Source organism: Pseudomonas bananamidigenes (genome assembly GCF_001679645.1).
Classification (GTDB): Bacteria; Pseudomonadota; Gammaproteobacteria; order Pseudomonadales; family Pseudomonadaceae; genus Aquipseudomonas; species Aquipseudomonas bananamidigenes.
In genome coordinates, this window is record NZ_LRUN01000037.1 from 1 (window position 1) to 12453 (window position 12453).

Consider the following 12453-nt stretch of genomic DNA (forward strand, 5'->3'; position numbering starts at 1 on the left):
AGGCGGTCGTACCGTCGGCGCCGGCGTCGTAGCCAAAATCATCGAGTAATCTCTTTTTAGAGATGGCTTGATGAGTTGAAAAAGCCCCCGCTCAGCGGGGGCTTTTTTATTGGGTTGACACCTATCTGGGGCGTCTATAGAATTGCGCCTCCTTTTAACGGGCGTATTGCGCCCGGTGGGAATAGCAGCCGGAGTCTGAAATCCAATGCAAAATCAGCAAATCCGTATCAGGTTGAAGGCTTTTGACCATCGCCTGATCGACCAATCAACCCAGGAAATCGTGGAAACCGCGAAACGTACTGGTGCTCAAGTGCGTGGTCCAATTCCACTGCCTACCCGTAAAGAGCGGTTTACCGTTCTGGTTTCCCCGCACGTCAACAAAGACGCGCGTGACCAGTACGAAATCCGCACTCATAAGCGCGTTCTGGACATCGTTCAGCCAACGGATAAAACCGTTGATGCACTTATGAAGCTGGATCTTGCGGCCGGTGTGGAAGTGCAGATCAGCCTCGGCTAAGACTCGGTCTTGGTCGTGTAACGCTCTGAAATGGGCGGCCATAGCGGGTGAAAGCCCCGTACACTCATGAGGTTTACAACATGACTATTGGTGTAGTCGGTCGTAAAGCGGGTATGACCCGTATTTTCACCGAAGAAGGTGTCTCCATTCCGGTCACGGTCATTGAGATCGAGCCGAATCGCGTCACCCAGTTCAAAACTGAAGAAACCGATGGCTATCGTGCAGTGCAAGTCACTGTCGGCGAGCGTCGTGCTTCCCGTGTAACAGCTGCTCAGGCTGGCCACTTCGCCAAGGCGAACGTTGCTGCCGGTCGTACCGTGCTGGAATTCCGTCTTGAAGAAGGCGAATACAAGGCCGGTGACCTGATCAACGCTGAAATCTTCGCTGCTGGTCAGCTGGTTGATGTAACCGGTCAGTCCAAGGGTAAAGGCTTCCAGGGTACGATCAAGCGCTGGAATTTCCGCGGGCAAGATAACACCCACGGTAACTCCGTATCCCACCGCGTCCCAGGCTCTATCGGCCAGTGCCAGACTCCTGGTCGTGTATTCAAGGGCAAAAAAATGTCCGGTCATATGGGCGCTGAGCGCGTGACCGTGCAGTCCCTGGAAGTAGTGCGCGTGGACGCTGAACGCAATCTGTTGTTGGTCAAGGGCGCTGTTCCTGGCGCTACTGGCGGCAACGTGGTTGTACGTCCAGCAGCCAAGGCTCGCGGTTAAGGGGAAGCTGACATGCAATTAAATGTAAATGACGCTCAAGCGATCGAAGTTTCCGAACTGACATTTGGCGGCGAGTTCAACGAGACGCTGGTTCACCAAGCAGTCGTGGCCTACATGGCTGGCGGCCGTCAAGGTAGCAAGCAGCAAAAGACCCGTTCCGACGTTCGTGGTGGCGGTAAGCGCCCATGGCGTCAGAAAGGTACTGGCCGTGCTCGTGCCGGTACTATCCGTAGCCCAATCTGGCGTGGCGGCGGTACCACTTTCGCAGCTCGTCCACAGGATCACTCCCAGAAGCTGAACAAGAAGATGTATCGCGCAGCAATGCGTTCCATCCTTGCTGAGCTGGTGCGTACTGATCGTCTGGTCGTGGTTCAGGATTTCGCAGTTGAAACTCCGAAAACCAAAGACCTGCTGGGCAAGCTGAACAACATGAGCCTGACCGACGTACTGATCGTGTCGGACGCTGTTGATCAGAACCTGTACCTGGCTGCTCGCAACCTGCCGCACGTAGATGTACGTGATGTGCAAGGTTCCGATCCAGTTAGTCTGATCGCATACGACAAGGTGTTGATCACCGTGTCGGCCGTGAAGAAATTCGAGGAGCTGCTGGGATGAACCAGGAACGCGTATTTAAAGTTCTGCTTGGCCCGCACGTTTCCGAGAAGGCTACGGTTCTGGCGGACAAGAAAGGCCAGTTCGTTTTCAAGGTTGCTACCGATGCAACCAAGCTGGAAATCAAGAAGGCCGTCGAAAGCCTGTTCAGCGTGAAAGTTGAGCGTGTTACTACCCTGAATGTCCTGGGTAAGAGCAAGCGCACCGCTCGCGGTCTGGGCAAGCGTAATGACTGGAAGAAGGCAGTTATCTCCCTTCAGCCAGGCCAAGATCTCGATTTCAGCAGCAGTGCTGAGTAAGGAAGGGGTGCATCATGGCAATCGTTAAATGCAAACCGACTTCCCCTGGCCGCCGTTTTGTGGTCAAGGTGGTCAACCAGGAGCTGCACAAAGGCGCTCCTCACGCACCGCTGCTCGAGAAGAAATCGAAGTCTGGTGGTCGTAACAACAATGGCCGCATTACCACTCGTCACGTTGGTGGTGGTCATAAGCAGCATTACCGTATGGTCGATTTTCGTCGCAACGACAAGGATGGCATCGTCGCCACCGTCGAGCGTATCGAATACGATCCAAACCGTACTGCTCACATCGCTCTGCTGTGCTACGCAGACGGCGAACGCCGCTACATCATCGCCCCTAAGGGCGTGAGCGCTGGCGATCAGCTGGTAGCGGGTGCTCTGGCTCCAATCAAGCCAGGCAACGCTCTGCAACTGCGCAACATTCCGGTTGGTTCCACTGTACACGGCATCGAACTGAAGCCAGGTAAAGGTGCACAGATCGCTCGTTCCGCTGGTGCTTCGGCTCAGTTGATCGCTCGTGAAGGTGTTTACGTTACCGTGCGTCTGCGTTCCGGTGAAATGCGTAAAGTGCTGGCTGAATGCCGCGCGACCCTGGGTGAAGTCTCGAACTCCGAGCACAGCCTGCGTTCGCTGGGTAAAGCTGGTGCCAAGCGCTGGCGTGGCGTTCGCCCAACCGTTCGTGGTGTTGCCATGAACCCGGTTGACCACCCACATGGTGGTGGTGAAGGTCGTACCTCTGGTGGTCGTCATCCGGTATCGCCATGGGGCTTCCCGACTAAGGGCGCGAAGACTCGTGGTAACAAGCGTACCGACAAAATGATCGTCCGTCGTCGCAAGTAAATAGAGGGATACGACAGTGCCACGTTCTCTGAAAAAAGGTCCTTTTATTGATCTTCACCTACTGAAGAAGATCGAAGTGGCGGCGGAAAAGAACGATCGCAAACCAATTAAGACTTGGTCGCGTCGTTCGATGATCCTGCCACAAATGGTCGGTCTGACCATCGCAGTACACAACGGTCGTCAGCACGTCCCAGTTCTCGTTAACGAAGACATGGTCGGCCACAAACTGGGCGAGTTCGCCGGTACCCGCAACTATCGCGGGCACGTGGCAGACAAGAAAGCCAAGCGTTAAGGGGTAAGGAAATGGAAGTAGCCGCTAAGTTGTCGGGCGCTCGAATCTCCGCCCAGAAAGCCCGCTTGGTCGCCGACCAGATCCGCGGGAAGAAGGTGGGCGACGCGCTCAACCTGTTGGCTTTCAGCAGTAAGAAAGCCGCCGAGATCATGAAAAAAGTGCTGGAGTCGGCCGTGGCCAACGCCGAGCATAACGAAGGCGCAGACGTTGATGACCTGAAGGTCAGCACTGTTTTCGTCAACGAAGGGCGTTCGCTGAAGCGCATCATGCCACGTGCCAAAGGCCGTGCTGATCGCATCGTCAAGCGGTCTTGCCATATCACTGTCAAGGTTGCTGACAAGTAACGGAGTCGAAGAGATGGGTCAGAAAGTACATCCCATTGGCATTCGCCTGGGAATCGTCAAGGAGCACACCTCCGTCTGGTACGCAGACGGTCGGACTTATGCGGACTATTTGCTCGCAGATCTGAATGTGCGTGAGTATCTCCAAGACAAACTAAAAAGCGCGTCCGTAAGCCGTATCGACATTCATCGTCCGGCTCAAACTGCACGCATCACCATTCACACCGCTCGCCCAGGTATCGTTATCGGGAAGAAAGGTGAGGATGTTGAGAAACTGCGTCAGGACCTGACCAAGCAAATGGGTGTGCCTGTGCACATCAATATCGAAGAGATCCGCAAGCCGGAGCTCGACGGTATGCTGGTTGCCCAGAGCGTAGCTCAGCAGCTGGAGCGTCGTGTGATGTTCCGTCGCGCCATGAAGCGCGCCGTACAGAACGCCATGCGCATTGGTGCCAAAGGCATCAAAATCCAAGTGAGCGGTCGTCTCGGCGGTGCTGAAATCGCACGTACTGAATGGTATCGCGAAGGTCGTGTGCCACTGCACACCCTGCGTGCCGATATCGACTATGCCACCTACGAAGCTCACACCACTTACGGTGTGATCGGTGTAAAGGTTTGGATCTTCAAAGGCGAAGTAATTGGTGGTCGCCAAGAAGAACTGAAACCACAAGCACCAGCGCCTCGTAAAAAAGCTGCTAAGTAAGGGGTACGCCAAATGTTGCAACCAAAGCGTACGAAGTTCCGCAAGCAGATGACCGGCCACAACCGTGGTCTGGCGCTGCGCGGTAGCAAAGTCAGCTTCGGCGAGTTCGCGCTGAAGTCTGTTGCTCGTGGTCGTCTCACCGCTCGTCAGATCGAGTCAGCGCGTCGTGCTCTGACCCGTCACGTAAAACGTGGTGGCAAGATCTGGATCCGTGTATTCCCGGACAAGCCGATCTCCAAGAAGCCTCTCGAGGTTCGTATGGGTAAAGGTAAGGGTAACGTGGAATACTGGGTTGCCCAGATTCAGCCAGGCAAAGTCCTGTATGAAATCGAGGGTGTTTCTGAAGAGCTGGCGCGTGAGGCTTTCGCCCTGGCTGCTGCAAAGCTGCCGCTCGCCACCTCCTTTGTTAAGCGGACGGTGATGTGATGAAAGCGAATGAACTTCGTGAAAAATCCGCACAGCAGCTGAACGAGCAACTGCTCGGCTTGCTGCGCGACCAGTTCAATCTGCGCATGCAGAAAGCAACTGGCCAGTTGGGGCAGTCTCATCTGCTCTCGCAAGTTAAGCGTGACATCGCTCGCGTGAAGACTGTGCTCAACCAGCAGGCAGGTAAGTGATCATGGCTGAAGCCGAAAAAACTGTCCGTACGCTGACTGGCCGTGTTGTCAGCGACAAGATGGACAAAACCATCACCGTTCTGATCGAGCGTCGCGTGAAGCACCCGATCTACGGTAAATACGTTAAGCGTTCGACTAAGCTGCACGCGCACGACGAAACCAATCAGTGCCACATCGGCGACAAGGTCACTATTCGTGAAACTCGTCCGATGGCCAAGACCAAGTCTTGGGCGCTGGTTGAAGTTCTCGAACGCGCTGTGGAAGTCTAAGGGCTAGGGGTCGGAGAAATTATATGATTCAGACTCAATCCATGCTCGATGTGGCCGATAACAGCGGCGCTCGCCGCGTTATGTGCATCAAGGTGCTGGGTGGCTCCCATCGTCGTTACGCTGGTATCGGTGACATCATCAAAGTTACCGTGAAGGAAGCAATTCCTCGCGGTAAGGTGAAAAAAGGCCAAGTGATGACTGCTGTTGTAGTCCGCACTCGTCACGGCGTACGCCGTGCTGATGGCTCCATTATCCGCTTTGATGGCAACGCTGCTGTTCTGTTGAACAACAAGCAAGAGCCGATCGGCACCCGTATCTTTGGGCCAGTGACCCGTGAACTTCGTACTGAGAAGTTCATGAAGATCGTCTCGCTCGCCCCAGAAGTGCTGTAAGGAGATCCGACATGCAAAAGATTCGTCGTGACGACGAGATCATCGTGATCGCCGGCAAAGACAAAGGCAAGCGCGGTAAGGTGCTGAAGGTTCTGGCTGACAACCGTCTGGTTGTTGGTGGTCTGAACCTGGTCAAGCGTCATACCAAGCCTAACCCGATGTCGGGCGTACAAGGCGGTATCGTCGAGAAAGAAGCGCCACTGCACGCTTCCAACGTTGCCATCTTCAACGGCGAAACCAACAAGGCTGACCGCGTTGGTTTCAAAGTGGAAGACGGTAAGAAAATTCGTGTCTTCAAGTCGACCCAAAAAGCGGTTGATGCTTGAACACTGCTAGGTAGAAGACCATGGCACGACTACAAGAGATTTACCGGAAGGAAATCGCTCCCAAGCTGAAGGAAGAACTGAAGCTTGGCAACGTGATGGAAGTTCCGCGCGTTACCAAAATCACCCTGAACATGGGTCTGGGCGAAGCGATCGGTGACAAAAAAGTCATCGAGCACGCTGTTGCTGACCTGGAAAAGATCACCGGCCAGAAAGTCGTTGTGACCTACGCTCGTAAATCTATCGCTGGCTTCAAAGTCCGCGAAGGTTGGCCGATCGGTGTCAAAGTGACTCTGCGCCGTGAGCGTATGTACGAGTTCCTGGATCGTCTGCTGTCGATCTCCCTGCCTCGGGTTCGCGACTTCCGCGGCCTGAATGCCAAGTCCTTCGATGGTCGTGGCAACTACAGCATGGGCGTGAAAGAGCAGATCATCTTCCCGGAAATCGACTACGACAAGATCGATGCTCTCCGCGGTCTGGACATTACCCTGACCACCACTGCCAAGAACGATGACGAAGGCCGCGCTCTGCTGCGTGCTTTCAAATTCCCGTTCCGCAACTGATTGGAGTAGGAAAATGGCCAAGAAGAGCATGAAGAACCGTGAGCTGAAGCGTCAGCTCACCGTTGCCAAGTACGCCGTCAAGCGTGCAGCGCTGAAAGCTATCATCGTGGATCTGAACGCAAGTCCAGAAGCACGTTGGGAAGCTGCCGTAGCTCTGCAGAAGCAGCCGCGTGACGCAAGCGCTTCGCGCATGCGTAACCGCTGCCGTCTGACTGGTCGTCCGCACGGCGTTTACCGCAAGTTCGGCCTGGGCCGTAACAAGCTGCGTGAAGCTGCAATGCGTGGTGACGTTCCAGGTCTGGTTAAAGCCAGCTGGTAATCGCTGTCAACGTCTCGATGGTCGGGGTCTCAGGAGCCTGACCATCGGTGACCTTGAAGATGAATCAAGCCCCTTTTGGGGCTTGATTCATTTCTGGGGTGTGTCTAGAATGACCGGCTCGCCTGAGCCCGTGTTTTTCTGCCCGGAGTTTCTCGGCGACAAGTAGTAGCCGCAAGGCTAATTTTTCTGTATTAGGAGCGTCTAGCCCATGAGTATGCAGGACCCGTTAGCGGACATGCTAACTCGAATCCGTAATGCCCAGATGGCTGAAAAGTCCGTCGTAAGCATGCCTTCTTCCACGTTGAAGGTGGCTGTAGCTAAAGTCCTGAAGGACGAAGGTTACATCGCGGGTTATCAGATCAGCAGCGAAACCAAGCCACTGCTGTCTATCGAGCTGAAATATTTCGAAGGCCGTCCGGTTATCGAAGAAGTCAAGCGCGTTAGCCGTCCAGGCCTGCGTCAGTACAAGTCCGTCGAAGAACTGCCAAAAGTACGTGGCGGTCTCGGTGTGTCTATCGTCTCCACCAACAAGGGTGTGATGACTGATCGTGCTGCGCGCGCTGCCGGTGTCGGCGGCGAAGTTCTTTGCACTGTGTTCTAAGGGGGGATAAGCATGTCTCGCGTCGCTAAGAACCCCGTTAAGCTGCCAGCCGGTGTCGAAGTAAAATTCGCAGGCCAACAGCTTTCGGTGAAGGGTGCCAAGGGTACTCTTGAACTGAACGTCCATTCGTCCGTTGAAATCGTTGAAGAAGCCGGTGAGCTGCGTTTTGCTGCTCGCAATGGCGATCAGCAGACTCGCGCAATGGCCGGTACCACTCGTGCGTTGGTAAACAACATGGTCCAGGGCGTAAGCCAAGGCTTCGAGCGCAAGCTCCAGCTGGTCGGTGTTGGTTACAAGGCGCAAGCAAAAGGTCAGGTGCTGAACCTGGCTCTTGGCTTCTCGCACCCAGTGGATTACGAACTGCCGGAAGGCATCACCGCTGAGACTCCTAGCCAGACCGATATCCTGATCAAGGGCATCGACAAGCAGCTGGTGGGTCAAGTGGCCGCCGAGATCCGCGACTTCCGTCCACCAGAGCCGTACAAAGGCAAGGGTGTGCGCTACGCGGACGAAGTCGTCCGTCGTAAAGAAGCCAAGAAGAAGTAGGGCATAGCAAATGACCGACAAAAAAGTTACTCGACTGCGTCGCGCTCGCAAAGCACGCCTGAAAATGCACGAACTCGAAGTCGTGCGTCTCTGCGTGTTCCGCTCTTCGCAGCACATCTACGCCCAGGTCATTTCGGCCGACGGCAACAAAGTCCTGGCAAGCGCCTCGACTTTGGATAAAGAACTGCGTGATGGCGCCACTGGCAACATCGACGCGGCCACTAAGGTTGGCCAGCTGGTCGCTACGCGTGCTAAGGCCGCTGGCGTCTCGCAGGTGGCTTTCGACCGCTCTGGCTTCAAGTACCACGGCCGCGTTAAAGCGCTGGCTGATGCTGCTCGTGAAGCTGGGCTGGAGTTCTAAGTTATGTCAAATAACGACCAAAAGCGCGACGAAGGCTACATCGAGAAGCTGGTTCAAGTTAACCGCGTAGCAAAAACCGTTAAAGGCGGCCGTATCTTCACTTTCACCGCGTTGACCGTGGTTGGTGATGGTAAAGGCCGTGTTGGCTTCGGCCGTGGCAAGTCGCGTGAAGTGCCTGCTGCGATCCAGAAGGCAATGGAAGCTGCTCGCCGCAACATGATCCAGGTTGATCTGAACGGCACCACTCTGCAGTACGCAATGAAGTCCGCCCACGGCGCTTCGAAGGTGTACATGCAGCCTGCTTCTGAAGGTACCGGTATCATCGCTGGCGGCGCAATGCGTGCTGTCCTCGAAGTTGCTGGCGTCCAGAACGTTCTGGCCAAGTGCTACGGCTCGACCAACCCTGTAAACGTGGTTCACGCCACTTTCAAGGGTCTGAAGGCCATGCAATCTCCTGAATCCATTGCGGCCAAGCGTGGTCTGCGTGTTGAGGAGATCAAGTAATCATGGCTACCGTAAAAGTTACGCTGATCAAAAGCATGACCGGCCGCATCCCTAACCACAAACTGTGCGTTAAGGGTCTGGGCCTGCGTCGCATCGGTCACACTGTAGAAGTCCAGGATACTCCCGAGAATCGCGGGATGATCAACAAGGCTTACTACATGCTGCGTGTCGAGGGTTAATCGATGAAACTCAATGATCTGAGTCCAGCGCCGGGTTCCCGCCGCGAAAAGCATCGTCCGGGCCGTGGTATCGGTAGTGGTTTGGGCAAGACTGGTGGCCGTGGTCACAAAGGTCAGACCTCCCGCTCCGGTGGCACCATCGCTCCAGGCTTTGAAGGCGGTCAACAGCCGCTGCATCGTCGCCTGCCGAAGTTCGGTTTCGTTTCCCTGAAAGCCATGGATCGCGCAGAAGTGCGTCTGTCCGAACTGGCTAAAGTGGAAGGCGACATCGTCACCGTGCAGTCCCTGAAAGATGCCAACGTGATCAACGTCAACGTACAGCGTGTGAAAATCATGCTGTCCGGTGAAGTGGCTCGCGCTGTCACTATCGGCAAGGGAATCGGCGCCACCAAAGGTGCGCGTGCGGCTATCGAAGCAGCTGGCGGCAAGTTCGAGGAATAAATGGCTAAGCAAGGTGCTCTCTCTGCGCTCGGCAAAGGCGGTATGTCTGAACTCTGGGCTCGTCTGCGTTTTCTGTTCCTGGCGATTATCGTCTACCGAATAGGCGCACACATCCCGGTTCCAGGTATCAACCCGGACCGACTCGCGGACCTGTTTCGACAGAATGAGGGGACCATTCTTAGCTTGTTCAACATGTTTTCCGGCGGCGCGCTGGAACGGATGAGCATCTTTGCACTGGGGATCATGCCGTACATTTCGGCATCGATCATCATGCAGCTGATGACCGCCGTCAGCCCGCAGCTGGAGCAGTTGAAGAAGGAAGGTGAAGCTGGCCGTCGCAAGATCAGCCAGTACACCCGCTACGGCACCGTCGTCCTCGCTCTCGTTCAGGCCATTGGCATGTCCATTGGTCTGGCGGGGCAGGGCGTTGCGTTCACTGGTGACTTTGGCTTCCATTTCGTCGCGGTATCCACGTTTGTGGCTGGCGCGATGTTCATGATGTGGCTGGGTGAGCAGATTACTGAGCGTGGTGTAGGCAACGGTATCTCGATGTTGATTTTTTCGGGTATCGTCGCCGGTCTTCCGAGAGCGATCGGGCAGTCTTTCGAGTCTGCGCGTCAGGGTGATATCAACATCTTCGCCCTGGTTGCCATCGGTTTGCTGGCAGTAGCGATTATCGGTTTCGTGGTGTTCATTGAGCGTGGCCAGCGTCGTATCGCTGTTCACTACGCCAAGCGTCAGCAGGGCCGCAAGGTTTTCGCTGCGCAGACCAGCCACCTGCCGCTGAAAGTGAACATGGCCGGTGTTATTCCGGCTATTTTCGCGAGCAGCATTCTGCTGTTCCCGGCTTCGCTGGGTGCCTGGTTCGGTCAGTCTGAAGGTATGGGCTGGTTGCAGGACATCTCGCAGTCGATCGCTCCTGGTCAGCCGTTGAATATTCTGCTGTTTAGTGCAGGGATTATTTTCTTCTGCTTCTTCTATACGGCGTTGATGTTCAATCCGAAAGACGTAGCGGAAAACCTGAAGAAGTCCGGTGCCTTTATTCCGGGCATCCGTCCAGGCGAGCAGTCTGCGCGCTACATTGATGGCGTTCTGACTCGTTTGACCATGTTCGGTGCTCTTTACATGACGGCCGTGTGTCTGTTGCCCCAGTTCCTGGTGGTTGCAGCAAACGTTCCGTTCTACCTTGGCGGGACCTCGTTGCTGATCGTGGTCGTGGTTGTGATGGACTTCATGTCCCAAGTACAATCGCACCTCGTTTCGCACCAGTACGAATCCCTGATGAAGAAAGCCAACCTGAAGGGTTACGGCAGCGGCATGTTGCGCTGAGTACCCATAAGGTTCGAGGAGTTGGTGATGAAAGTTCGTGCATCGGTGAAAAAGCTGTGCCGTAACTGCAAGATTATTCGCCGCGAAGGTGTTGTTCGAGTAATTTGCAGCGCGGAACCGCGTCACAAACAGCGCCAAGGCTGAGTGTGATTGTGCTTCAAGCCCGGCAGCTAGTGCGCTGCCGGGTTGATTATTTGTTATTACAGCGATATTATCTCGCGCCCTATTTCTTGGCTTCCGGGGCGTAGGTAGCTGTCAATTGGAGTCCCACTGAATGGCCCGTATTGCAGGCGTTAACATTCCAGATAACAAGCATACTGTTATCTCGCTGACCTACATCTATGGTGTTGGTCGCACTACTGCGCAGAAAATCTGTGCAGTGACTGGGGTAAACCCAGCAGCAAAGATCAAGGATCTGAGCGACGAGCAAATTGAACAGCTGCGTGGCGAAGTGGCGAAGTTCACCACTGAAGGTGACCTGCGTCGCGAAATCAACATGAAAATCAAGCGCTTGATGGACCTCGGTTGCTATCGCGGTCTGCGTCATCGTCGTGGTCTGCCAGTACGCGGTCAGCGTACCAAGACCAACGCGCGTACCCGTAAAGGTCCGCGTAAGCCGATCCGCAAGTAATCGCCCCAGCGAATCGACAGGAATTTAATCATGGCAAAACCTGCTGCTCGTCCTCGTAAAAAAGTTAAAAAGACAGTGGTTGATGGCATCGCCCACATCCATGCCTCTTTTAACAACACAATCGTGACCATTACCGACCGTCAAGGTAACGCTCTTTCCTGGGCTACCTCCGGTGGTTCGGGTTTCCGCGGTTCCCGCAAGTCCACCCCGTTCGCTGCTCAGGTAGCTGCTGAGCGTGCTGGTCAAGCTGCGCTGGAATACGGCCTGAAAAACCTCGACGTAAACGTCAAGGGCCCAGGTCCAGGTCGTGAATCCGCAGTCCGCGCTTTGAACGGCTGTGGCTACAAGATCGCCAGCATCACCGACGTGACGCCAATCCCGCACAACGGGTGCCGTCCGCCGAAGAAGCGCCGCGTGTAATCCAGGAGATTGTAAAGAATGGCTCGTTACATTGGTCCAAAATGCAAACTCGCTCGTCGCGAAGGCACCGATCTCTTCCTGAAGAGCGGCGTGCGCGCGATCGAATCGAAGTGCAACATTGAAGCAGCACCTGGTATCCACGGTCAGCGCCGCGGTCGCCAGTCCGACTACGGCACCCAACTGCGTGAGAAGCAGAAGGTTCGTCGTATCTACGGCGTTCTCGAGCGTCAGTTCAGCAGCTACTACAAAACTGCTGCAAGCAAGAAAGGTGCAACCGGTGAAAACCTGCTGCAACTGCTCGAATGCCGTCTGGACAACGTTGTATACCGTATGGGCTTTGGCTCGACTCGTGCCGAATCCCGTCAGCTGGTATCTCACAAGTCGATCAGCGTTAACGGTCAAACCGTAAACGTTCCTTCGTACCAGGTTCGTGCTGGTGACGTGGTCGCTGTTCGCGAGAAAGCAAAAAATCAACTTCGCATTGTCCAAGCTCTCGATCTGTGTGCTCAACGTGGCCGCGTAGAGTGGGTAGAAGTAGACACTGAGAAGAAGTCGGGCGTTTTCAAGAACGTTCCTGCTCGCAGTGATCTGTCCGCCGACATCAACGAAAGCCTGATTGTCGAGCTCTACTCCAAGTAA

The 12453-nt window shown here is 55.0% G+C and carries 26 protein-coding genes; all 26 read left to right on the top strand.

What is annotated here, in order from left to right:
* Positions 1–205 precede the first annotated feature (205 nt).
* The 26 genes from rpsJ to rpsD all read left to right on the top strand — a co-directional run bounded on the left by rpsJ (position 206) and on the right by rpsD (position 12453).
* Positions 206–517, top strand: a complete 312-nt coding sequence (gene rpsJ, locus BBF94_RS13430) for a 30S ribosomal protein S10 (protein ID WP_003186070.1) — start codon at positions 206–208, stop codon at positions 515–517.
* An 80-nt stretch (positions 518–597) separates the two neighbouring features.
* Positions 598–1233 carry a 50S ribosomal protein L3 gene (gene rplC, locus BBF94_RS13435; protein ID WP_065259507.1) on the top strand — a complete coding sequence of 212 codons (636 nt, stop codon included), beginning with the start codon at positions 598–600 and terminating at the stop codon, positions 1231–1233.
* Positions 1234–1245: 12 nt separating this feature from the next.
* Positions 1246–1848, top strand: a complete 603-nt coding sequence (gene rplD, locus BBF94_RS13440; RefSeq protein ID WP_003228735.1) for a 50S ribosomal protein L4 — start codon at positions 1246–1248, stop codon at positions 1846–1848.
* The gene (gene rplW, locus BBF94_RS13445; protein WP_002555488.1) at positions 1845–2144 is read left to right on the top strand and encodes a 50S ribosomal protein L23; all 300 of its coding nucleotides are present in this window, start codon (positions 1845–1847) and stop codon (positions 2142–2144) included. The genes rplD and rplW overlap by 4 nt, the downstream gene beginning before the upstream one ends.
* A 14-nt stretch (positions 2145–2158) precedes the next feature.
* A complete protein-coding gene (gene rplB / locus BBF94_RS13450) occupies positions 2159–2983 on the top strand; it encodes a 50S ribosomal protein L2 (protein ID WP_065259508.1) in 825 nt (274 codons plus the stop codon).
* Positions 2984–2999: 16 nt separating this feature from the next.
* Positions 3000–3275, top strand: coding sequence for a 30S ribosomal protein S19 (gene rpsS / locus BBF94_RS13455; RefSeq protein ID WP_011336172.1), 276 nt, complete (start codon positions 3000–3002; stop codon positions 3273–3275).
* 11 nt (positions 3276–3286) lie between these two features.
* Complete coding sequence (gene rplV / locus BBF94_RS13460; RefSeq protein WP_003304070.1) at positions 3287–3619, top strand: 50S ribosomal protein L22; 333 nt, start codon at positions 3287–3289, stop codon at positions 3617–3619.
* A 13-nt stretch (positions 3620–3632) separates the two neighbouring features.
* Positions 3633–4319 carry a 30S ribosomal protein S3 gene (gene rpsC, locus BBF94_RS13465; protein WP_007924192.1) on the top strand — a complete coding sequence of 229 codons (687 nt, stop codon included), beginning with the start codon at positions 3633–3635 and terminating at the stop codon, positions 4317–4319.
* 12 nt (positions 4320–4331) lie between these two features.
* The gene (gene rplP / locus BBF94_RS13470; protein WP_003228729.1) at positions 4332–4745 is read left to right on the top strand and encodes a 50S ribosomal protein L16; all 414 of its coding nucleotides are present in this window, start codon (positions 4332–4334) and stop codon (positions 4743–4745) included.
* Positions 4745–4936 (top strand): 50S ribosomal protein L29, encoded by a 192-nt coding sequence (gene rpmC / locus BBF94_RS13475; protein ID WP_002555481.1) that lies wholly within the window; start codon positions 4745–4747, stop codon positions 4934–4936. Before rplP ends, rpmC begins: the two co-directional genes overlap by 1 nt.
* Before the next feature lie 2 nt (positions 4937–4938).
* Positions 4939–5205 (top strand): 30S ribosomal protein S17, encoded by a 267-nt coding sequence (gene rpsQ, locus BBF94_RS13480; protein ID WP_065259509.1) that lies wholly within the window; start codon positions 4939–4941, stop codon positions 5203–5205.
* 23 nt (positions 5206–5228) lie between these two features.
* The gene (gene rplN, locus BBF94_RS13485) at positions 5229–5597 is read left to right on the top strand and encodes a 50S ribosomal protein L14 (protein ID WP_002555479.1); all 369 of its coding nucleotides are present in this window, start codon (positions 5229–5231) and stop codon (positions 5595–5597) included.
* Positions 5598–5608: 11 nt separating this feature from the next.
* Positions 5609–5923, top strand: coding sequence for a 50S ribosomal protein L24 (rplX, locus tag BBF94_RS13490; protein ID WP_003186046.1), 315 nt, complete (start codon positions 5609–5611; stop codon positions 5921–5923).
* 20 nt (positions 5924–5943) lie between these two features.
* Positions 5944–6483, top strand: coding sequence for a 50S ribosomal protein L5 (rplE, locus tag BBF94_RS13495; protein WP_003194642.1), 540 nt, complete (start codon positions 5944–5946; stop codon positions 6481–6483).
* A 13-nt stretch (positions 6484–6496) separates the two neighbouring features.
* Positions 6497–6802: a 30S ribosomal protein S14 gene (gene rpsN, locus BBF94_RS13500; RefSeq protein WP_065259510.1), complete on the top strand. Its 306-nt coding sequence runs from the start codon at positions 6497–6499 to the stop codon at positions 6800–6802.
* A gap of 208 nt (positions 6803–7010) precedes the next feature.
* Complete coding sequence (gene rpsH, locus BBF94_RS13505) at positions 7011–7403, top strand: 30S ribosomal protein S8 (RefSeq protein ID WP_011336171.1); 393 nt, start codon at positions 7011–7013, stop codon at positions 7401–7403.
* A 12-nt stretch (positions 7404–7415) separates the two neighbouring features.
* The gene (gene rplF / locus BBF94_RS13510; RefSeq protein ID WP_065259511.1) at positions 7416–7949 is read left to right on the top strand and encodes a 50S ribosomal protein L6; all 534 of its coding nucleotides are present in this window, start codon (positions 7416–7418) and stop codon (positions 7947–7949) included.
* A gap of 10 nt (positions 7950–7959) precedes the next feature.
* On the top strand, positions 7960–8310 hold the full coding sequence (gene rplR, locus BBF94_RS13515) for a 50S ribosomal protein L18 (protein WP_003186037.1): 351 nt from the start codon (positions 7960–7962) through the stop codon (positions 8308–8310).
* A 3-nt stretch (positions 8311–8313) separates the two neighbouring features.
* Positions 8314–8814, top strand: coding sequence for a 30S ribosomal protein S5 (rpsE, locus tag BBF94_RS13520; RefSeq protein ID WP_007955637.1), 501 nt, complete (start codon positions 8314–8316; stop codon positions 8812–8814).
* 2 nt (positions 8815–8816) lie between these two features.
* The gene (gene rpmD / locus BBF94_RS13525; RefSeq protein WP_003176408.1) at positions 8817–8993 is read left to right on the top strand and encodes a 50S ribosomal protein L30; all 177 of its coding nucleotides are present in this window, start codon (positions 8817–8819) and stop codon (positions 8991–8993) included.
* Between the two features lie 3 nt (positions 8994–8996).
* Entirely contained in the window at positions 8997–9434 is a 438-nt protein-coding gene (gene rplO / locus BBF94_RS13530; RefSeq protein ID WP_011336169.1) for a 50S ribosomal protein L15, read from the top strand.
* The gene (secY, locus tag BBF94_RS13535) at positions 9435–10763 is read left to right on the top strand and encodes a preprotein translocase subunit SecY (protein WP_003228718.1); all 1329 of its coding nucleotides are present in this window, start codon (positions 9435–9437) and stop codon (positions 10761–10763) included.
* A gap of 27 nt (positions 10764–10790) precedes the next feature.
* A complete protein-coding gene (gene rpmJ, locus BBF94_RS27160; protein ID WP_002555468.1) occupies positions 10791–10907 on the top strand; it encodes a 50S ribosomal protein L36 in 117 nt (38 codons plus the stop codon).
* Positions 10908–11037: 130 nt separating this feature from the next.
* Positions 11038–11394, top strand: coding sequence for a 30S ribosomal protein S13 (rpsM, locus tag BBF94_RS13540; protein WP_003186020.1), 357 nt, complete (start codon positions 11038–11040; stop codon positions 11392–11394).
* Positions 11395–11424: 30 nt separating this feature from the next.
* Positions 11425–11814, top strand: a complete 390-nt coding sequence (gene rpsK, locus BBF94_RS13545; RefSeq protein WP_002555466.1) for a 30S ribosomal protein S11 — start codon at positions 11425–11427, stop codon at positions 11812–11814.
* A gap of 18 nt (positions 11815–11832) precedes the next feature.
* Positions 11833–12453 (top strand): 30S ribosomal protein S4, encoded by a 621-nt coding sequence (gene rpsD / locus BBF94_RS13550; protein ID WP_065259512.1) that lies wholly within the window; start codon positions 11833–11835, stop codon positions 12451–12453.